This window comes from Kiloniella antarctica (assembly GCF_042682825.1).
In the GTDB taxonomy this organism is placed as follows: domain Bacteria; phylum Pseudomonadota; class Alphaproteobacteria; order Kiloniellales; family Kiloniellaceae; genus Kiloniella; species Kiloniella antarctica.
This window is the reverse complement of sequence record NZ_JBHUII010000007.1, coordinates 12,980-32,763: the sequence shown is the minus strand read 5'-3', so window position 1 is coordinate 32,763 and position 19,784 is coordinate 12,980. Positions and strand designations below refer to the sequence as shown.

The 19,784-nt window shown below is 47.2% G+C and carries 18 protein-coding genes; 10 read left to right on the top strand and 8 right to left on the bottom strand.

Annotated elements, in window-relative coordinates; genetic code table 11:
* Positions 1-54: 54 nt before the first annotated feature.
* Complete coding sequence (locus ACFSKO_RS13775; protein WP_380252579.1) at positions 55-753, bottom strand: SDR family oxidoreductase; 699 nt, start codon at positions 751-753, stop codon at positions 55-57.
* A 111-nt stretch (positions 754-864) separates the two neighbouring features.
* On the opposite strand from ACFSKO_RS13775, the gene ACFSKO_RS13770 reads away from it, so the two are divergent.
* Positions 865-1,332, top strand: coding sequence for a flavodoxin family protein (locus ACFSKO_RS13770; RefSeq protein ID WP_380252577.1), 468 nt, complete (start codon positions 865-867; stop codon positions 1,330-1,332).
* Between the two features lie 100 nt (positions 1,333-1,432).
* Here ACFSKO_RS13770 and ACFSKO_RS13765 read toward each other — a convergent pair whose 3' ends face one another.
* A complete protein-coding gene (locus tag ACFSKO_RS13765) occupies positions 1,433-2,356 on the bottom strand; it encodes an NAD(P)-dependent oxidoreductase (RefSeq protein WP_380252575.1) in 924 nt (307 codons plus the stop codon).
* Between the two features lie 61 nt (positions 2,357-2,417).
* A complete protein-coding gene (locus tag ACFSKO_RS13760) occupies positions 2,418-3,602 on the bottom strand; it encodes a mandelate racemase/muconate lactonizing enzyme family protein (protein ID WP_380252573.1) in 1,185 nt (394 codons plus the stop codon).
* Between the two features lie 169 nt (positions 3,603-3,771).
* Here ACFSKO_RS13760 and ACFSKO_RS13755 point away from each other — a divergent pair, with 169 nt between their 5' ends.
* A complete protein-coding gene (locus tag ACFSKO_RS13755; RefSeq protein WP_380252571.1) occupies positions 3,772-4,680 on the top strand; it encodes a LysR substrate-binding domain-containing protein in 909 nt (302 codons plus the stop codon).
* A gap of 28 nt (positions 4,681-4,708) precedes the next feature.
* Here ACFSKO_RS13755 and ACFSKO_RS13750 read toward each other — a convergent pair whose 3' ends face one another.
* The gene (locus ACFSKO_RS13750) at positions 4,709-5,587 is read right to left on the bottom strand and encodes a DMT family transporter (RefSeq protein ID WP_380252569.1); all 879 of its coding nucleotides are present in this window, start codon (positions 5,585-5,587) and stop codon (positions 4,709-4,711) included.
* Positions 5,588-5,650: 63 nt separating this feature from the next.
* Positions 5,651-6,148, bottom strand: coding sequence for an Lrp/AsnC family transcriptional regulator (locus ACFSKO_RS13745; RefSeq protein ID WP_380252567.1), 498 nt, complete (start codon positions 6,146-6,148; stop codon positions 5,651-5,653).
* A 179-nt stretch (positions 6,149-6,327) separates the two neighbouring features.
* Between ACFSKO_RS13745 and ACFSKO_RS13740 the strand changes: the two genes are divergently transcribed.
* A complete protein-coding gene (locus ACFSKO_RS13740; RefSeq protein WP_380252565.1) occupies positions 6,328-6,615 on the top strand; it encodes a hypothetical protein in 288 nt (95 codons plus the stop codon).
* Between the two features lie 29 nt (positions 6,616-6,644).
* On the opposite strand, the gene ACFSKO_RS13735 is transcribed toward ACFSKO_RS13740, so the two are convergent.
* A complete protein-coding gene (locus ACFSKO_RS13735; RefSeq protein ID WP_380252563.1) occupies positions 6,645-8,723 on the bottom strand; it encodes an oxidoreductase in 2,079 nt (692 codons plus the stop codon).
* A 263-nt stretch (positions 8,724-8,986) separates the two neighbouring features.
* On the opposite strand from ACFSKO_RS13735, the gene ACFSKO_RS13730 reads away from it, so the two are divergent.
* The 7 genes from ACFSKO_RS13730 (at position 8,987) to speB (ending at position 15,730) form a co-directional block, all read left to right on the top strand.
* A complete protein-coding gene (locus ACFSKO_RS13730) occupies positions 8,987-9,997 on the top strand; it encodes an ArsJ-associated glyceraldehyde-3-phosphate dehydrogenase (protein ID WP_417457814.1) in 1,011 nt (336 codons plus the stop codon).
* A 43-nt stretch (positions 9,998-10,040) separates the two neighbouring features.
* Positions 10,041-11,279: an organoarsenical effux MFS transporter ArsJ gene (arsJ, locus tag ACFSKO_RS13725; RefSeq protein WP_380252561.1), complete on the top strand. Its 1,239-nt coding sequence runs from the start codon at positions 10,041-10,043 to the stop codon at positions 11,277-11,279.
* Positions 11,280-11,375: 96 nt separating this feature from the next.
* A complete protein-coding gene (locus ACFSKO_RS13720; RefSeq protein WP_380252559.1) occupies positions 11,376-12,539 on the top strand; it encodes a TRAP transporter substrate-binding protein in 1,164 nt (387 codons plus the stop codon).
* A 137-nt stretch (positions 12,540-12,676) separates the two neighbouring features.
* Positions 12,677-13,372 carry a DUF1007 family protein gene (locus ACFSKO_RS13715; protein WP_380252557.1) on the top strand — a complete coding sequence of 232 codons (696 nt, stop codon included), beginning with the start codon at positions 12,677-12,679 and terminating at the stop codon, positions 13,370-13,372.
* A complete protein-coding gene (locus ACFSKO_RS13710) occupies positions 13,369-14,349 on the top strand; it encodes a nickel/cobalt transporter (protein ID WP_380252555.1) in 981 nt (326 codons plus the stop codon). Before ACFSKO_RS13715 ends, ACFSKO_RS13710 begins: the two co-directional genes overlap by 4 nt.
* Before the next feature lie 131 nt (positions 14,350-14,480).
* A complete protein-coding gene (locus ACFSKO_RS13705; RefSeq protein WP_380252554.1) occupies positions 14,481-14,801 on the top strand; it encodes a hypothetical protein in 321 nt (106 codons plus the stop codon).
* A gap of 107 nt (positions 14,802-14,908) precedes the next feature.
* Positions 14,909-15,730, top strand: a complete 822-nt coding sequence (gene speB / locus ACFSKO_RS13700) for an agmatinase (protein ID WP_380252552.1) — start codon at positions 14,909-14,911, stop codon at positions 15,728-15,730.
* Between the two features lie 86 nt (positions 15,731-15,816).
* Here speB and ACFSKO_RS13695 read toward each other — a convergent pair whose 3' ends face one another.
* Positions 15,817-17,895: a methyl-accepting chemotaxis protein gene (locus ACFSKO_RS13695; protein ID WP_380252550.1), complete on the bottom strand. Its 2,079-nt coding sequence runs from the start codon at positions 17,893-17,895 to the stop codon at positions 15,817-15,819.
* Between the two features lie 170 nt (positions 17,896-18,065).
* Positions 18,066-19,718 (bottom strand): U32 family peptidase, encoded by a 1,653-nt coding sequence (locus tag ACFSKO_RS13690; protein WP_380252548.1) that lies wholly within the window; start codon positions 19,716-19,718, stop codon positions 18,066-18,068.
* Positions 19,719-19,784 lie beyond the last annotated feature (66 nt).

Sequence of the window (19,784 nt, the reverse complement as noted above, 5' to 3'; positions counted from 1 at the left end):
AAAGGCCTCTGATCGTTACAGATCAGGGCCTTTTTTTATTATATATAATCGAGCTTAAGCGTAGTCGTTGATACTGCGGCCTGATACTTGCCCCCAAAGAATATGCTCGTCAGAGAACATCCGCTCAATCATCCCAGCTGCACCGGCTGGTGTCATGGCAACTTCAAGGTCGCGATCGATGCCAGCGGTACTGTACATGTTGGTGTCGACCTTGCCGGGGTAGAAGCCCATCACGCGAACGCCCTTGGGCGCGCATTCGACTTCCATGCATCCAGTGAAACCACGGATCGCCCATTTGCTACCGGAATAAACCGAGATCGATTTACGGCAGTAAAGAGCGCCGGTTGAGACAACATTAATGATCGCGCCTGATTTGCGCCCTAACATTCCTGGCAGAACAGAATGGGTCATAAACATGGTGCCTAAGGTATTGGTTTCCATTACGGCACGGATATCGGCTACTTTGTATTTCTCAAAAGAGCCTTCCAGCCAAATACCGGCATTGTTGACCAGCCCCCAAATTGGCCCGATATCATTCTCAACGGATTTGATAACACGTGCACAGTCTTCTTCGTTGGACACATCCAAGGTGTAGCCCGAAATGCCAAGCTTTTCAGCACAAGCCTTGACCTTGTCGGGGTTGCGTCCGGTTAACACGGGATGATAACCCACGGTTTTTAGTTTTTCAGCCGTTGCCAAACCAATGCCGCTAGTTGCGCCAGTTACCAATACCACCCGATTTTTGTCAGCCATTTTTCTCACTCTCGAATAAAATCTCTTTATTGATTATTTGATGCTATCCTACTGTTTCAGTAACTATATGTGTAGCAACCTTTTGTGTAAAATTATCCTGATAAGCGACTGATGAATAAAAGCCTTTTGATTGTAGCCCATATCCCTTCGCCGAATACGATGATGCTTAGAAATGCTGTTGTTAAGGGCGCGGAAAATCCTGATATCGAGGGCGTTGATTTGGTCGTGCGTACCCCATTCGAAGCCAGTCCAGAAGACGTGTTGACCGCCGATGGCATTATCCTGGGGACGACGGAAAATCTGGGATATATGAGCGGTGCGTTAAAGGACTTCTTTGACCGGATTTATTACCCCTGCCTCGAAGTCAAACAGGGTCTGCCCTATGGGGTTTATATCAGAGCGGGTCACGATGGCACGGGAACCAAACGAGCGGTTGAGAGCATTGTAACGGGACTACGCTGGAAACCTGTGCAAGGAGAGGCACTCATTTGTCGCGGTGAATACCAGGATGAATTTAAAAGCCAGTGCGAAGAGCTTGGTATGCTGATGGCAGCGGGGCTGGAAGCTGGAATATTTTGAGTCCCCAAAATAATCTAACCGACGCTATAATATAACTTATCCCAAGGCAACAAGGCACGTTGCAGTACCTTGGTGCCTTGGACGTTACTGATTTCAATCGTTAAGCAGTGTTCTCTTCTGTCAGTTCTGTCGGATACCCTTCAGCACGCATTTCTATGCCACAGGCTTTTTCTAACAAGCGGGCGACTTCGGGTGATTGCGCGTCCCCACCCAGTAAACCTTTCGCACGACGGTAGATTTCTTGCGTCGCACCACCGAGCTCGAGGGGCACACCGGTTTTGTCGGCGATGTCATGAGCGAGGCCAAGATCTTTCAGCACGAGATCGATCGGGAAGTTGACATTGTAACCACCACTGAGAACAAGTTTTGATTCAGTTTGATGGACAAAACTGTTGCCTGAGCTGTGGCGAATGCCTTTCCAGATCGCATCCATATCGACGCCGTATTTTCTGGCAAGCATCATACCTTCACTGGCGGCAACAAGGTTGATAAAGGCGAGCATATTGGTGACCACTTTGACCACGGTGGCGTGTCCTGTCGGCCCCATGTAGAGGATCTCACCGCCCATAATCTGTAGAACGGGTTTCACGTTTTCAAAAATGGCTTCATCGCCGCCGACCAGAATGGTGATCTTGCCAGAATGCGCACGGTGGACACCACCAGTAACAGGGCATTCAAGGGCATTGATGCCTTTGGATTTTGCGAGACTGGTCAGGCGTTGGAGATCTTCGAAATCGGTGGTGCTCATCTCAATCCAGGTTGCCCCGGAAGATAGATTATCAAAAACACCGTTCTCACCCTCGACCACGGATCTGGATGCGGCAGGCGATGGAAGCGCGGTAATAACAACTTCTGCATCATCACAGATACTAGCGATATCATCTGACCATTTTGCACCAGCCTCGATAAGCCGGGTTGCGGTTGATTTTGCAAGATCGGTAACGGTGACGTCACAACCCGCTTTCACAAGGTTCATCGCCAAAGGCTCGCCAAGGCTGCCAAGTCCAGCAAATCCGATTTTCATTTCTTTTGTCCTTAAATGACCTGATGAGTGCAGGTGTTCTCTTTATATGTTTAGCCCGGTTTCAAACCGGGTCAGGATGCATGTCGAGGTGAAGTTCTGTCCCGTTATAAGGATGGGCCTCCGCGACCGCTTCGTTAAGCTCAACTCCCAGGCCTGGTTCTTTCGATGGGATAATATAACCGTCTTGCCAGATCATCGGTTTTTTCAGGATATCAGAATGGAAACCTTCCCACTGTTGAATACTTTCTTGAATAAGGAAGTTCGGGCTACAGGCGCCGATCTGAACGTTAGCGGCACCTTCGATTGGACCGCAATAGAGGTGGGGTGCAATCTGAGCGTAACTTGCCTCTGCCATGGCGGCAATTTTCTTGGCTTCGAGAATGCCGCCGACGCGTCCAAGTGCAAACTGAAGAATGGAGGCTGCGCCACTTTGCAGAACACGTTGGAATTCGTACTTTGTCGCGAGCCGCTCTCCGGTGGCGATCGGGATACTGGTGCCGCGCGCGACCTTGGCCATTTCTTCCTGATTATCGGGTGGTGTGGGTTCTTCGAACCAAAGAGGATCGTAAGGCTCCAATCGTTTTGCCAAGCGGATTGCGCCCGCAGCTGTCATCTGTCCGTGGGTCCCGAACAGAAGATCACAACGGTTGCCAACGGCCTCGCGTATCTTGCGAGCAAAGGTTTCCGAACGATCCAGTTCTTCGAGAGAAAGCTGCCGTGGGTCAAAAGCAGTGTAGGGGCCTGCAGGATCAAACTTAACCGCGGTAAAACCTTGATCCGCGTATTCAGCGGCCCGTTCTGCGGCAAGGTCCGGATCTCTATAAACGTCGGTTTTGTCATCGTCTTTGGGGTAAATGTAGGTGTAGGATCTCAGTTTTTCATGAACCTGACCGCCAAGCAGTTCATAGACAGGCTTGTCCAAAGACTTCCCTATAATATCCCATAGAGCCATCTCCAGTCCGCTGAGAATGCCCATAATCGAGATGTCAGTGCGTTGAGTGAAACCGCTTGAATAAACCCGACGCCAAAGTGTTTCTATCTTGAAAGGGTCCATGCCCTCAACATGCCTGGCGAAAACGTCTTCGATCATCTGCTTGACCACACGAGGGTGGAAGGGAACCGAATACACTTCGCCTATGCCTTCGATGCCGTTATCTGCTGTTAATTTGGAGAAGATCCAATAACGCCCCCCAAAATGCGGGGGAGGATTTCCGACGACAAAGACTTTGATATCCGTGATCTTCATTTTGGCCTCATGCGGTTTTTCTATTTGAACTGTGAGCCTAACCGAATTTTTAAACAATTGATGTTTTTTCGCCGTTTGGTTCAAAAAATGTTCCAATTGTCATTGGCCTGTGTGACTAATTGGGTCAGAGATTATTCGGGTATTGATGGTGTGTGGTATGGTGAAGCAAATGGATTTGAAAAAGTTACCACCGCTGAAGGCCTTAAAAGGTTTTGAAGCTGCGGCCCGCCTACTTAGCTTTCGACAGGCCGCGCAAGAACTCAATCTGACCCACACGGCCATTAGTCATCAGGTTAGGCTTCTGGAAGAAGACCTCGGTGTTCTCTTGTTTGAACGGGAAGGCCGCGCGGTAAAACTCACAGCTGAAGGGGATATATTTTATCCTGTTGTGAGTACGGCGCTTGAACAATTGATCAACTGTTCCGAAGTTCTACGCCGTTCGGATCAAGCTCATAGCCTTCGTATTCAGGCTTTTGTTACACTGTCCATTCGTTGGCTTGCTAGGCGATTGTCACGCTTTAAAGCCTTGCATCCCGGGTTCGACCTTCAGATTACTTCGAGTATTCTTGAGGGAGATTTCGACGAGGCCAATGAGGATGTTGGCATTCTCTATGCGCCAGAACCTGTCCCGGCCCATCTGTATTGGGTGCCTTTGTTCGAGGCTCAATTGATGCCGGTCTGCAGCCCTGATTTACTCGAGACATGTGCCAAGGAAGGTGTGAATAAGATAACACCGAAGGATCTTCTATCTCTGCCCTTGCTCAAAGTCTATACGGCGGACGATCATTGGGAGGAGTGGTTTCAATCTTTGGGGATTTTCGCTGAGATTTCTCGAAATTCAATTGCGGTGGATACGGTTGCGATTGCTCTGGAGATGGCCCTGGATGGCGAAGGTGTGGCGATGGTCAATGGCCCTTTTGCCGATAGTGATCTCAAGGCAGGGCGTTTGGTGCAACCTGTTGATCACACAACGGTGGCGCCCGGTGGCTGGGGGATGGTGTGCCGCCAAGATCACAAGAATTCGCCCCAAACCCAGCTGTTTATTAAATGGTTATTGGATGATGTTGCCAATTTTTAACGCATATCGTTTGGTGCTTGTTTTGCCATTATTTATAAGCTTTCGAAATCGTAATAAGCCCCATGCCTGCGAGCACGATAAACCCTGCAACAATCATATGTAGGGTGAGCGGTTCGCCAAAGATGGTGACAGTTGCCAGGACGGCTAAGACAGGAACAATCAGGGTCAGCGGCGCGAGGAACGATATCGGCTGACGCCGCAGCATCCAGGCCCAGGAGCCGTGAGCGATAATACTTGAAGCGATGGCTGCATATAAAATACCAAGCCAGCTATCAAAGCTTGCCGCTTGAAGGGTTTCTTGTATGGGGGCTTCAAAAAGCAAGGCCATGATCAAAGAAAAAGGAACGCCAAGGACAGATGACCAGCAGATGATGGCAAGGGGCGATATCTGGTTCTTACCGCGTACCAACGTCATGTAAGTTCCCATAAAAAAGGCTGAGGCAATTCCGGCAAGAAGCGCGTCCAAAGTGTCAAAAAATGTGGGCTCGTAGAAAAGAATGACGATACCTGCAAAGCCAATAGTCAAGCCACTAATGCGTTTGATACCAGGAATGTCTTTAAAGAATATCCAAGCCAGTAGAACAGAAAATGCTGGGCCTAATTGAAGAATAACAGAGATAGCGCCAACACTGGCTGTATTTTGAATCGACCAAAACAAAAAGCCGAAATGGCCGGGGATAAGGACCGCGCTAATCAAGAGTAGAGAGCGCATTTGACCTTTTGGAAATTTCACGAAGGGTAGCAGTATAACAACGATAATGGAAAAGCGAATGGTCAAAGCTGTCCAGACGGGGAAGTCATTTACGCTAATTTTTATCGCAATGTAGTTAAGCGCCCAAAGGGTAAAAATCATTGCAAGAACGGCGTAGTCTTTCATCGGAACGGCTTGGTCAGTATCTCTTGTCATGGTGTGCTTTCACGTAGATGCGGTTCGTTACTTTCGGGCCAGCATCAGGAAATAAAAGAGAGATCACTCCGGTTGTTTGTCGGAATGATAAAGGTGGTCTAGGGGCAGGCTTGTGGTATCAACAAAACGGGTCAAGGCAGTAGAGGAGCTTATTTCCTGAACACCTTCAATTGGTGAAAGATCTTGCCAGAAAAACCGTTCGTAGTCCTCAATATCCTTTACGATAATCTTTAGCAAGAAATCTACGCTGCCCATAAGGGTATGACATTCGATGACTTGGGGGAATTTTTGCACGGCTTTGACGAAATCGGGTAACGCGCCTTTGGTGTGGTGGTGCATTTTGACCTGGGCAAAGACGGTTACGCCAAGGCCAATTTTTTTCTGATCTAGAATGGCGACCCGTTCTTTGATGACGCCGTTATCTATCAAACGCTGGATCCGCCGCCAGCAAACGGATTTAGATGACCCGAGCTTTTCTGCAAGTTCCGTTACCGGGATGGTGACATCTTTTTGTAAGAGTTCGAGGATGCCTATATCCAAAGAGTCAAGATTTTCGGTCATTTTTCCCGCAATTATATAAGTTTATGAAATATTATTCCTATAAATAACACGTCGAGAGTGTCTTGGGGAAGAATTACCTCGGGATTTGGGGGATACTAGGTCAATGATGTGCTGGTACGAACAGGAACCGTGCTGGCTATAACCGTTTTATGTGCAGCTTTAAATTCAGGATCAGAACCGTGAAGAGTAATAATTTGACCGCCTTTGAAATCATGGCTGAACGTGAACCCGGTACTTTGCCGCGGATACTTTCGTTTTTTGCCCTGAATAGCACGACCCCTTCAACAGTTTGGGCGCGCCGTACTTCCGATGGCGTCCAAAATATATATATTGAAGCCGAAGGTCTGTCAGATCAGCGCGCCTACATCATCGCCGCGAAACTAGCCGAAATCTTCACCGTTCACTCCGCAATATATGTTCAAAATCCTGTCGCTGAATCAGACGGAAAATCACTTAAGTGCGCGTGAGAAACGGCTAAGCTATTTGGGAGAATAGATTAACTGACCAGCCCTGGACGTTCTCCTTCAAAAAGTGCCGCATCCCAGCTTTCGCCTTCAAAACAGCGGGCAGCGAGGTGTCCGTAATACACTGCAGATGCCAGTGACCCCGGAGAATAGGCATCCCCGATAACCTCCAGGGTTTTGATCCCGGCTGCATCAAGGTTTTCTGGTGAGGATTTTAAGGTTTGATAGAGGTCATCATTGGCGTTGCGCGCGGTCACCAATACCAAAGCATTTGCGGCGATATATTTGGTTTTCCCCGTGTAGGTACAAGATAACTCAAGCTCCCCGTTCTTGATGGCAGAGACCGCTTGGCTGGTGATAATCTCAATGCCGAGATTGAGCAGCTTTGCCTGAATGCGTTCTTGCTCAAGAGTGAACTCGGTCCAGGCTGAGACCTTCACTGCTGGTGTGACAAGGCTGACACTGTGGCCCGCAGCAAGGAGCTTTTCTGCGAGCACGCCGCCCATGTAATAGTGATCGTCATCAAAAATGACGACACGCCCCTTTGGTGCTTGGCCAGCAATGAGATCGTCAGGTGTAAAGGTGGGGATCGTTTCCAGACCTGGGATTGGTTGGTGATGGTGACGACCTGTACCGTCTTTGCGCCAATGTGATCCTGTGGCAAGAAAGATGTGTTGAAAACCAAATTCAAGAATGGCTGTCTCGTCCAGTTCGCTGTCGAGGTAGATCTCTACGTTATTTTTTTGCTGCAGAAGGTTGGTACGGTAATCACGAACCCGGGCGTAACTCGCAAGACCGGGAAGTTGACTTTCTTTTGTTGATCTTCCTCCCAGTTCTGTTCCTGCTTCGGCCAATGTAACCTGATATCCTCTGTTGGCGAGTTGAAGGGCACACTCAAGTCCGGAAGGCCCACTACCGACAACCAGCACGGCATCTTCTGACACCTTGGGCGCGATTTTTTCCGGGTGCCAATTTCGCCGCCATTCTTCACCCATTGTGGGGTTTTGAGTACAGCGGATCGGCACACAGAGATTGTCGCCGCTGACACAGATATTACATCCAATACACTCGCGAATTTCGTCGATGCGTCCTTCAAAGATCTTGTTGGGTAAGAAGGGATCGGCAATGGAAGGGCGTGCCGCACCAATAAGGTCGAGAACCCCACGTTTGATTTGCGAAACCATGGCATCAGCCGATGTAAACCGCCCGACCCCAACAACGGGTTTTGTTGTCATGGATTTAACAAAAGCGGTGTATTTTTCCTGATAACCCTCGATGGGCTCAAAACGCGCGGTGGAGGAATCTTGCGACCAACCACTGATGTTGACATCCCAAAGATCAGGGAGTTCAGCCAGCATCCCGACGACATCCTGTGCTTCACCATCAGAACTCATGCCTTCTTTGCCGAGGAGTTCGTCAACTGCAAATCGAAAGGCAATGCCGCATTGGTCGCCCACGGCGTCTTTTACGTCTTCAAGGATTTCACGAGTTAGGCGCACCCTGTTTTCAATTGATCCGCCATAGTGGTCACTGCGATGATTAAAACGGCTGAGCATAAAATGCATCAGGGTCGTCATGCAGTGTCCGGCATAGACATAGACAATATCGTACCCGGCATCCCGAGCATTAATCGCAGCGGTGCGATACCACTTGCGTAAGTTCCTGATATCCGTGAGGTCCATGGCGCGGGCATGAACGGGATCATAGGCATCAACGGGCATTGCCGAAGGGGCCATAGGCGGAAGCCGTGAAGTTCGGTTGGGGGCGTGAAAGCCATTGTGAACCAACTCGACCCCGGCCAAAGCGCCGTGAGCATGAACGGCGTCCGTCATAAGACGGTGGGCGGGTATATCCCTATGATCCCAAAGGCGACCTTCGATATAGGGCGAGATTTCAGAAGAGGGATGGATTTCTACTTCTTCCGTACAAATAGCACCCCAGCCACCTTCAGCTTTCATGCCACGCATAGCCGCAAGACTTTTGGGGCGGGCATATCCTAATCCGTTGCAGTGCGGGACCTGATAGAACCGATTTTTGGTCGTGACGGGGCCAATTTTTACGGGCTCAAAAAGAATATCATACCTGGGGTCGCGGTTATGCTGAACGGACATGGGACTTCCTACTGATCTCTAACTGACAAACTTTGCTCTCTTTGGTTTGAGGTCTGGAGCATCTGGCGAGATGATGTCAGATGATCTCTGGAGAAACCAACGACATTTTTTCATCGGCCTATAGTGTTTCTTATGAGATAAGTTGTCATTAAAATTTCATACTGTTATTCAGTAGTTCGATTATATTCGAAATAATGAGTTTGAAGATTGCCAAGTTACTGATGCTGGTATTCGGAATGTTTGTTGAGAGAAGGTAAAGAGCTGTGACTGTTCGGGTTGGAATTAACGGCTTTGGCCGTATGGGGAAACTGGTCCTGCGGGCAGGATGGGGTGTGCCCGGAATAGAATTTGTTCATGTAAACGAAATCAAGGGCGGCGTCGAATGTGCGGCCCACCTTTTGGAATTCGATACGGTCCATGGGCGCTGGGATAAGACGATCACCCCTTTAGAAGATGGTTTTGAGATTGAAGGCGAGGTGGTTACCTTTTCTGAAGAGCCAGATCCATCAAAAGTGGGATGGCGTGATCATGGAGTGGACGTTGTTCTGGAATGTTCTGGCAAATTTAAAACGACAGAGACACTACAGCCTTATCTGGATGGCGGTATTAAAAAAGTGATGGTGGCGGCTCCGGTGAAGTCGGATGGGGTGCTGAATATAGTCTATGGTGTTAATGACGATCTCTATGAACCGGATAAGCACCACATTATTACGGCGGCTTCTTGTACAACCAATTGTCTGGCACCTGTTGTTAAAGTTATTCATGAAGCCTTGGGTATCGAACGCGGCTCTATCACAACAATTCACGATGTCACCAATACGCAAGTGTTGGTTGATGCGCCGCATAAAGATTTACGACGTGCGCGCTCTGGTATGAATTCCCTGATCCCAACAACAACGGGCTCGGCCACCGCGATTACAATGATTTATCCTGAACTGAAGGGAAAGCTGAACGGCCATGCGATCAGAGTGCCACTTCTGAATGCTTCGATCACGGACTGTGTTTTTGACTTGGCCCAGGATACAACTGCGGAAGAAGTTAACGAGCTGTTCAAAGTAGCAGCTGAGGGAGAGTTGAAAGACATTCTCGGGCTTGAAATGCGCCCGCTGGTCTCAACAGATTATGTGAATGACTCGCGCTCAACGATCATTGATGGGCTGAGTACAATGGTGGTGGATAAGCGCCATCTCAAGATCTATGCCTGGTATGATAACGAGTGGGGATACGTCAACAGGATGGTTGATTTGCTACATAAGGTCGCCAAAGACCTGTAGGGTATACTGTGGGAAATAGCGTTGATTCTTATGGAACGTAATTATGTCTGATCTTCGCAGTTATAGTGCAGTGACAGCGGCTTATTGGGGCTTTACCCTCACGGACGGGGCTTTGCGGATGCTTGTTCTATTGCATTTCCATCGCCTTGGTTTTTCTCCTTTGGATCTGGCCTATTTGTTCCTGCTTTATGAGGCGATGGGCATTGTTACTAACTTTATTGGCGGCTGGATTGCCGCCCGCTTTGGTTTGCGCCTCACGTTGTTTATGGGGCTGGGGGTGCAAATATTTGCCCTTTTTCTTTTGTCTGGATTGCAAGAAAATTGGTCTCTTGATTTCTCCATCATCTATGTCATGGGGGCGCAAGCACTCTCCGGGATTGCCAAAGATCTAACCAAGATGAGTTCTAAGTCTGCGGTCAAGCTGGTTGTGAAGGAAGATAAAGACCAAGATCAAAATCAGGGATTGCTTTTCCGGTGGGTCGCTCTGTTAACAGGGTCAAAAAATGCTTTGAAAGGTCTGGGTTTTCTACTCGGTGGAGTGATGCTTCAGGCGTTGGGGTTTCAAACGGCACTTTGGGCCATGGCCTTGGCGCTTGCCTTGGTCTTTATTGTGGCTCGTTTGTTTGTTGATAAGGACATGGGGCGGGTTAAGTCCAAGATTAGGGGCAAGGAGCTTTTTTCCAAGAGCAAAGAGATCAACGTACTGTCTTTCTCTCGGATTTTCCTTTTTGCTTCACGTGATGTCTGGTTCGTGGTTGGTCTCCCGGTTTTTCTCTATTCGGCGATGGGGTGGAGTTTTGATGAAGTTGGAGCCTTCATGGCGGTCTGGATCATCGGGTACGGTATTGTGCAGGCCTTCGTGCCTCGCTTTACCAAGCGCATAAAGGATGCTCAAGGCGGTGTTGCTGCCGCCAGAATTTGGGGTGGATTATTGGCGCTTTTGCCTGCAATCCTTGCCTATGGTCTTTGGCTGGACTTTGCATTCTCGCATGTTTTTTTGCTCGTCGGGCTGTTGGTCTTTGGTTTTGTTTTTGCGGTAAATTCTGCGCTGCACTCTTATCTTATCGTTGCCTGTTCGGACGAAGATAAGGTGGCATTAAATGTTGGGTTCTATTACATGGCAAACGCTTTAGGGCGCTTGGCTGGAACTCTTTTGTCTGGTCTTGTCTTCCAGTCCTACGGCCTTGTTGCTTGTTTGTTAGTCTCGACCGTAATGGTGTTGATAGCAACCGTCTCAATTTTCTTTATGACACCTCAAAATGATCTTTCTCAGACCGCTTGAAAGTGATTTTTTCTAAGAGCTATGACCTTGCTTTTGTGCATCTGTATCTTTGTTTAATTCGTTTCTGTGGTTGCCTCTTATGCGGGAAAAGTTAAAGTGAATTTGCACATAATTACGGGGCCGGACATGTCTGAAAAATCAAGCGTTACGAAAAATGGTAAGACCGATACTTCAAAAACATTGAATCGTCGCCAAGCTCTCGGGGCTTTAACTGTTGGAGTTGGAGCAAGTTTGGCCGCACCTTCTGTTGTCCGCGCGGACACCAAAATTACCTGGAAAATGGCGATGACCTGGCCGCGAAATGCCCCTGGGGTTGGTGTAAATGCGCAAAGAATAGCTGAAATGATCACTGCCATGTCGGGGGGGCGTTTGACAGTAGAGTTATATGCCGGGGGAGAATTAGTGCCGCCTTTTGAAGTTTTTGATGCAGTTTCTCGCGGTGTTGCTCAAATGGGGCACGCGGCGTCCTATTATTGGCAGGGTAAAAATCAGGCATTTCATTTTTTCACTGGAGTTCCTTTCGGGCTAACGGTTGCAGAATACAGTGGATGGCTCTATTTCGGTGGTGGACAGGAATTGTGGCAACGGGCTTACGAGCCTTTTGGTGTGTTGCCATTCTTTGCAGGATCATCCGGGCCTCAAGCTGGAGGATGGTTTCGAAAGGAAATCAACAGCCTTTCAGACCTTCAGGGCATCAAAATGAGGATCGCGGGGCTCGGGGGTGAGGCTATGCGTAAACTGGGCGTCAATGTAGTACTCTTGCCGCCTGGGGAAATCTTCTCTGCTATGCAGTCTGGTACTGTTGATGCTGCTGAATGGGTTGGGCCTTGGAACGATTTGGCTTTTGGTCTTTATAAAGTTGCCAACTATTATTACATGCCAGCCTTCCATGAAATCGGTCCAGCTTTGGAAGCAACTGTGAACAAGGAAGCCTATGAAGCTCTTCCGAGTGATCTGCAAGAAATTGTCAAACGCGCGGTTATGGCTTCGGCTAATGAAAGTTATGCCGATTTTACCTATGGCAATGTTAAATCTTTCGCCCCTTTGCTGGCCAAAGAAGGTGTCGAGCTTAAGACATTCCCTGATGAAGTTATGCAGGCATTGTATAAAGCCGCTGAAGAAAGTCTTGTCGAGATCAGCGAAACGAGTCCGCTTGCAAAAGAAATCTACGATAGTTTTACGGGCTATCGTAAAGAGGCCAATAGCTATGCTCAGGCGTCAGACCTTGCGGCCCTTAATATGCGGGCTTCTGTTATGTAAGGTGTCTGTTTGGTGAAGAGATCATGAAATAGATATTGTATATAAATATGTTATAATATAACCCTAATCAACGTTGATATATTTCAATATTGGTTAGGGTTTTTATTTGTGAGGCTGAATTGAAGGTGAATAGGATTGTGAGGAGTCCGACAAGACGGTTTATGATGGGCTTGTTACTTCTTGCTTTGTCGTTGTTTGACTTACCTAAAGCATATGCACACCCTCATGTTTGGGTGGATGCTGCTGTTATTATTCATCGTAATGATGCCGGACAAATTGCGGCTATTGAACCTGTATGGATTTTTGATGATCTCTATACAGCGACGCTTTTACCCGATCTGGACTTGGATCATAGTGGCGAAGTTGAAAGAAGCGAACTTCTGAACTTTGCGCAGGAGGCTGTTCATAATCTTCATGAATGGGGATATTTTCTTTCTGCGAAAAAAGAAAATGGGCAGATACTGTATTTTGAAGAGAAAATCTCTACTGAGAGTGTGGTTTTAAATAATCGTTTGCTCTTGAGGTTTAAATTAACATTGGATCACCCTATCGCTTCGTCAGAAGTGATCGAGCTGAAAATGTACGACCCTTCGTATTTTATTGCTATAGAGCTTGTTAAAGAGAAAACGGTTTCGTTTTTAGGCCCGGATGGCGTTGCACAGAATCAACCTGATACTGCACGCAACGAATGCCAGTCTGAAGTAATGGATCCAAGCAGCAACGAAAATAATGAAACTCCCTTATCAGAACTGTTCTTTAGTGATGAAGAGATTGCTGAAAACCCTGACTTAGGATCAATTTTTGCACAGATACTACGGGTGAGTTGTCTATGAAACGACCTCTGACAAAAAGATTTTGGATATTTTTTTTCGGCTTAACACTTTTATTTTTAGGAACTTTTTTTGCGGGCAGAGAATTAGATCTTTTTCAATCTGAAAATACTTCTTTGTGGGCGGGGTTCTTTGCTGAAATACGAGAGCAACAACGTTCTTTCTCAACCCTTCTTAGTGATGGTGTCAGAGCTTTGGGGGATGATATCAGTTTTGATTCAATCTTGTACCTGATCTGGATTTGTTTTCTCTATGGAGTTTTTCATGCCATTGGTCCGGGACACGGTAAGGCTGTTATCGCGGCTTATACTTTGACGACAGATACAAGGGTTTTACCATCCATTGTCCTTGCCATGGCATCGTCTTTTATGCAGGGCTTAACTGCTATATTGATTGTTGGGATTGCTTATTTTGTCATTGAAAGTGGGGTCCGAAGCGCTTCACTCGCAGCTGAAAATGTGATGGAACCATTGAGCTATGGCGCGGTGTTAATCGTTGGGCTTGTTTTGTTGTGGCGAGGGGTTCGCTATCCTGTACACGCTGAATGTAACCACGATGGACATAACCAAGATGATCAGCAGTCCCCTCCAAAGTGCTGCTCTCACGGTCATTTACCTTCTCCAGAACAGGTTTCAAAAATAAAACGGTGGCGGGATCTTATCGGTATTGTACTGGCTGTGGGCATTCGCCCTTGTACCGGCGCACTGTTGGTTTTGATCTTAGCATTCGTTCTGGGGCATTGGGCTGGTGGTTTGGCCGCTGTAATTGCAATGTCTTTTGGTACAGGGATTACGGTTTCTCTATTGGCCGTTGTGGCGCGTGGCGCGCGATATCCATTACTTAAGGCGCTGGATGAAGTCGGGGTTCATGCAGGTGTCGTGGGCAGGGTCGTCTCTGTTGCAGGAGGGGGGCTTATTGTTCTTGTCGGGGGGATACTTTTGTTTGAAAGCATAACTACACCGACACATCCCTTTGGATGAATTGAACTTAAGAAACGTGCTGGATGCCGTATGTTTTATCAAGTGCTTTAAAAGTCTAATTTCTGAATATTTTGAAATACAAAGGTTTTCTTATAAGCTGATGTGAAAAATAAACCTTCAGGGGGAATAAGGTGTCAATTCTATTCAAGGAAGCTTTGACCGTTTCTGGGATACTTGGGCTGGCAATACTGGTCTGGATTGGGACCTTAATAATGACGGCACGCTTTAATAAAGTAATCCTCAGAGAACGAAAATTTTGGACCCTTATTTGCGGTAACCGGACAGGAGGACCTGCGATTATTCTGGGAGTGGTCTCGGCGGTTCTGATCATCAATGGATACTTTACGCAAAGCCCATGGTCACTTGGTGCGGGGCTTATTTTTATTATTTTATGTTACGTGAAGTATCGTGACATCCTTGTTAAAGACCCGTTCGAACGTAATGAAGAGTAACGGACAAACTCTCTAATCTTAAGGTAAAATCACAAGGCTTGACGCCAGTAGTTATCATCGCGATGCTGCCTTTTTTATCGAAAATATATGTTGAAGAGGTAGAACAGGTGATAAGATTTCATGATATTGTAAAAGATGATCTGGCTATTCTTGGTTTGCCACTTGATCATAACTCTTCCTATATGACAGGGCCTGCGTTGGCACCTTCTCGTATGAGAGAGGCTTTACATTGTGGTTCTGCGAATCTGACCAGTGAAAGTGGGTTTGATCTCGGTATGGAACCACGTTGGAAAGATATAGGAGATCTTTCTTTTACAAATGTGGAGAATTCTCTGGATGAAATTGAACAGGTTGCATCCGATGTTCTTTCTCGGGGCGCTAAATTACTGAGTATTGGCGGAGATCATTCCGTTTCTGGCCCTCTTATTCGTGCCCATACAAAAACGTACCCGGGATTGAATATTCTTCATTTTGACGCACATTCTGATCTTTATGACGAGATGGATGGTAATCGTAATAGTCATGCCTGCCCTTTCGCACGTGCAATGGAAACTGGACAGGTTAAGCGACTTGTTCAGGTGGGAATTAGGACACTGAACAAGCATCAAAAAGAACAGGCGGAACGATTTGGCGTTGAAATTATTGCTATGAAGGACTGGAGTACGGAAGTCTTGTTTGATTTTGATGGACCACTTTATCTCTCAATCGATCTTGATGTTCTCGACCCAGCTTTTGCACCGGGGGTGTCTCACCATGAACCTGGTGGCATGTCTGTGCGTGATTTACTTAATTCACTATATAAGCTTAATGCGGACCTTATTGGAGCCGATATCGTTGAGCTTAATCCGCATCGTGATTTGGTGGGTATGACGGCTATGGTTGCCGCGAAACTAACTAAAGAAGTAAGTGCAAAATTACTGGGCAAATAATGACAACTCAATTTCTGAACCGTTAAAACGAAAGGGGCCGCAATTTTGCGGCCCCTTTTTGATATTCGTTTATGGTCAAAAACGAATTATGCCGTCCGAACTTCTGTAACCAGTCGATTTGCTTCTTGATGAAGCGCCTGAACTTTTTTGTCCAGATTGGCGATGGTATCGACCACTGAACGTGCTGCAGTATCGGTTTGCTCTGATACTTGATCAACGCTAGAAATACTCTCTCTAATTGATCCAACACCAGTCGCAACGAGCTGAATTTTAGATGAGATATCTTGTGTTGCGGCGCCTTGTTCTTCTACGGCACCAGCAATAACGGTACTGATTTCATCAATCTGACCAATAACACTACTGATCTGCCCAATAGATTCCACCGCATTGTTGGTCTCTGTTTGAATAGCCAGAACCTGCTGTTCAATTTCACCGGTTGCATTAGAAGTTTGAGTTGCAAGTGATTTAACCTCGCTTGCAACGACCGCAAAACCTTTTCCGGCATCGCCTGCACGGGCGGCTTCGATTGTCGCATTAAGGGCGAGCAAGTTTGTTTGCTCTGCAATGTCTGAGATCAACTTAACGACTTCTCCAATACGTTGAGCGGCCGTTGCCAAGGATTGAACATTTTCAGAGGACCTACGAGCTTCGTTAACTGCTTGGTTCGTAATAGTTGTTGCTTGGCCAACCTGCCTTCCAATTTCTCCAACAGACGCTGCCAATTCTTCAGAGGCGCTTGCGACAGCCTGTGAACTTTCATTTGCGGTTTCTGTTGACCTTGAAGCCTCGGATGACTTGGATCTGGTTTGCTGAGCCATATCATTCATGTTATCGGCAAAGCTTTTCATATCGACCACTGACGTTTCAATGTCTGCGATCAAGCTGCTCACGCCCTGCTCAAACCGAGAAGCAATCTGGTCGAGAGTTGCTTTTTTCTCAGCAGCAACATTTTCTTGCATTTGCCGTTGTTCGTCTTCGAGTTGTTGTTTTTCCAACGCATGCACACGGAAAATTTCAACTGTATTTGCCATCTCGCCAATTTCATCTCGGCGGCTTCTCCCCGGAATTTCAAGATTACTTTGACCATCGGCAAGTTTACGCATACTGGTGGTAACCTGACTGAGGAGAGACATCGCCTTGGTGCCGATCAAGCTATTGATCAGGATGACGGCAACAACGACAAGCAACGAAATAATAATCATCAGGTTGCGGGACTGATTGGCGGTCGCCATGATTTCACTCTCGGGGACCGAGACAACCATTCCCCAAACACTGTCTGCCTTCCCGAAATGAATCGGATGTACGGAAACAACACGATTACCACCAAAAGCAGGGTCGTCAATGTTGCCGTAATAACCTTTGCCGGACGTAAGAGCCGAGAGAACAGGAGCTGCAGCAGGACTTTTTTCAAAGCTTGCTAGCTTTTGGTCGTCCGGATGGGAAATCCACATACCAGTATCGGTAATTAGAGATACAGTGCCCGTGTCGAAAAGTTTTAGTTCAGAAAGCCTAACCTGAATATCTTTAAGAGCCAGATCTGTAGTGGCAACGCCTACTGCATTGCCTTTAGCATCAAAAATAGGCACGGTTGCTGTTGTCATGACAACGTCTTCACCATTGACAGGGTAGACGTAAGGTTCTGTAATGACTTCTTGTTTTGTTATTTTAGGTTGGTCATACCAAAGTTCAGAGCCACTGTCTCCGCCAAGAGCCAACGGTTCCCATGCGACGCCACCTTTACCGTCCTGGTAAAAATAAGGTAACAACCGTCCAGCAGCATCGTTGTAGCCAGTGCCAGCTACATCGGAATCGTTACCGCCAGTATTTGGATCAAGACCTACGGCCCCCCCCACAATATCTGGATAACGTCGAATTGTGTTTTCTACGATTTGAGCGAAGCTGTCGCGATCAGTTGATCCCGCACTTAAAGGGCCTTCAATTGCGTGTGCCATACCCCGTGCGGCGACGAGGGCTTCCTCTATATCGATCCGCACATCCAGTGCATGTTGCTTTGCAAGGCTTGTAAGATAGCGTTCTGCATCTTGTTGCGCATTTTGTGTTTGGCTGATTGTAGAAAAGGTGATTAGGACGGCAAAGCCGAGGATAACCATGATGGCTGTCAGGCCGACAAGCCTGAAGCTTAAGCTGTGGAAGGCTAAACGCATTTTATCTTATATCCGATGTTTGATTCTCATAAGTTGCCATCTTGGTTCGATGTTTTGTGGCAATCTCATGGGTTAGGAAAATGTACTTTGGGCAGTGTCGATGAAAAAGGCTAACAAGGGTTTAATAAAAGCGTTAAAGTTGTAAATTAAAGGTAATTAGGTATTTTAATTTAAGTAAGCTCTTCTCGCATGTCCCGGTCGAACATTTCCCCTTGTTTTTTCTGGGTAATTAATTTGCGTGCTTTTTCGTAGATTGGATCGTGCCAAAAAATCATGCAACCGTTACAACCACGTCCGCAACAGCCACTGGTGCCGATCCTTGGAATTTTAGGGATGCGTTCACCCTTTTCCTCAAAGATGGATTTTTGCAGTTTGCTTTGCTGCCTTTCGTAGAGACTATTACTCCCTGTTCCGAGTTCGATTCTTTGTGAGGTGGCATCTAATTTGAGACGATCCCATTCAGCCTTGGTTAAAGATTTCTCTTTACGAATAATCGTCTGTGAACACAGTTGTCGACGTAGTTTCTCTTCATCTTCTTGGTCAAACAAGGACCAAGGAATAAGGATGACAGGCTTTTGTCCGGCGTTGACAGTATCGCTTTTACGTCCGGTTCTTGCGTCTTCAAATTCATATAACCTAATGAAAATGGCTAGTAGAGAACCAGGAGGTAAAAGCTCGAGGACATCTCCTGCTTCTAGTCTGTTCTTGATTGCAATATGCACCCCCCGATTTGAGATTTCTTCCACGTAGCCTGCATACTCATAATCGGCAAAAGTCTTGGTGTGCTCATAGTTGTGGGCGTGGTTGGAAAGCCTGCCTTCGTGAAAAGCTAAGGTGTATCCGCGACTGGGTACGGTGGATAGTTCTTCCATGTAAATGTCCGGTGACCAGTTTTCGGGATCTTTGTACCAGTCATCAATGGCTTGCCGGTATGCTCTGGCAGTGATTGCGACGTAGTAGGCACTCTTATTCCTGCCCTCAATTTTTAGAGAATCAACCCCGATGCGGAGATAATCATCCAGTTTAGGCATTAGGCAGAGATCTTTTGAGTTCAATATATAAGATCCACGTTCATCTTCTTCGATGGGCATTAATTCGCCCTGTCGGCACTCTTCTTCCAAAAAGAACTCAAACAGTTCCATGTTCTCATCGGTAAGATTAAGTTCTTTCACCGTGCCATCGCGTAACTTCATGTGCACCTTGTAATGCCAGCGACAGCTATTGGCACAGTTACCTTGATTGGCCCCGCGCTCGGCCATAAAATTGGAAAGAAGGCAGCGGCCAGAATAGGTCATGCACATCGCGCCATGGACAAAAGCTTCGAGTTTTATATCCGGGCATTTTTCCCGAATTTCGGTAAGCTCTTCATAGGTCACCTCGCGGGCAAGCACACAGAGGCTCGCGCCTTGCTTTTGCCAGAAGTCAACAGAGAGCCACGAACAGACATTGGCTTGGGTCGAAATGTGTAATTCCAAGTCGGGTGCGTGCTGTTGCACATAATTGAAAATGCCGGGGTCCGCGATGATAACGCCATCTGGTTGGATGGCCCTGATTGTCTCAATAAAAAGAGGAAGTTTTTCGATATCTTTGTTGTGCGAAAACAGATTGAGGGTCAGATAAGCTCTTTTTCCGTGCTCATGGGCAAACTTTATGCCTTCAACGATCTCTTCGAGAGTAAAGTCGGATTTTGTACGCAAGGACATATCTGGTGTGCCAAGATAAACCGCATCGGCGCCATAGAGGATCGCAACCTTGAGCTTTTCCAAAGAGCCCGCAGGCATAAGGAGTTCAGAGCGACTTGGGCGTGGGGCAATCTTGACCATAATTCAGACCTGTTACTTGGAGGTAGCGGGTAGTTATGGCGATTATCTTCTGAGAGAGATTTGATC

Excerpts from the sequence above, each read along its gene's own strand:
- ACFSKO_RS13775 (WP_380252579.1), bottom strand. The coding sequence starts at position 753 with ATGGCTGACAAAAATCGGGTGGTATTGGTAACTGGCGCAACTAGCGGC.
- ACFSKO_RS13745 (WP_380252567.1), bottom strand. The coding sequence starts at position 6,148 with ATGACCGAAAATCTTGACTCTTTGGATATAGGCATCCTCGAACTCTTA.
- ACFSKO_RS13760 (WP_380252573.1), bottom strand. The coding sequence starts at position 3,602 with ATGAAGATCACGGATATCAAAGTCTTTGTCGTCGGAAATCCTCCCCCG.
- ACFSKO_RS13750 (WP_380252569.1), bottom strand. The coding sequence starts at position 5,587 with ATGACAAGAGATACTGACCAAGCCGTTCCGATGAAAGACTACGCCGTT.
- ACFSKO_RS13690 (WP_380252548.1), bottom strand. The coding sequence starts at position 19,718 with ATGGTCAAGATTGCCCCACGCCCAAGTCGCTCTGAACTCCTTATGCCT.
- ACFSKO_RS13710 (WP_380252555.1), top strand. The coding sequence starts at position 13,369 with ATGAAACGACCTCTGACAAAAAGATTTTGGATATTTTTTTTCGGCTTA.
- ACFSKO_RS13765 (WP_380252575.1), bottom strand. The coding sequence starts at position 2,356 with ATGAAAATCGGATTTGCTGGACTTGGCAGCCTTGGCGAGCCTTTGGCG.
- ACFSKO_RS13695 (WP_380252550.1), bottom strand. The coding sequence starts at position 17,895 with ATGCGTTTAGCCTTCCACAGCTTAAGCTTCAGGCTTGTCGGCCTGACA.
- ACFSKO_RS13770 (WP_380252577.1), top strand. The coding sequence starts at position 865 with ATGAATAAAAGCCTTTTGATTGTAGCCCATATCCCTTCGCCGAATACG.
- ACFSKO_RS13735 (WP_380252563.1), bottom strand. The coding sequence starts at position 8,723 with ATGTCCGTTCAGCATAACCGCGACCCCAGGTATGATATTCTTTTTGAG.
- arsJ (WP_380252561.1), top strand. The coding sequence starts at position 10,041 with ATGTCTGATCTTCGCAGTTATAGTGCAGTGACAGCGGCTTATTGGGGC.
- ACFSKO_RS13755 (WP_380252571.1), top strand. The coding sequence starts at position 3,772 with ATGGATTTGAAAAAGTTACCACCGCTGAAGGCCTTAAAAGGTTTTGAA.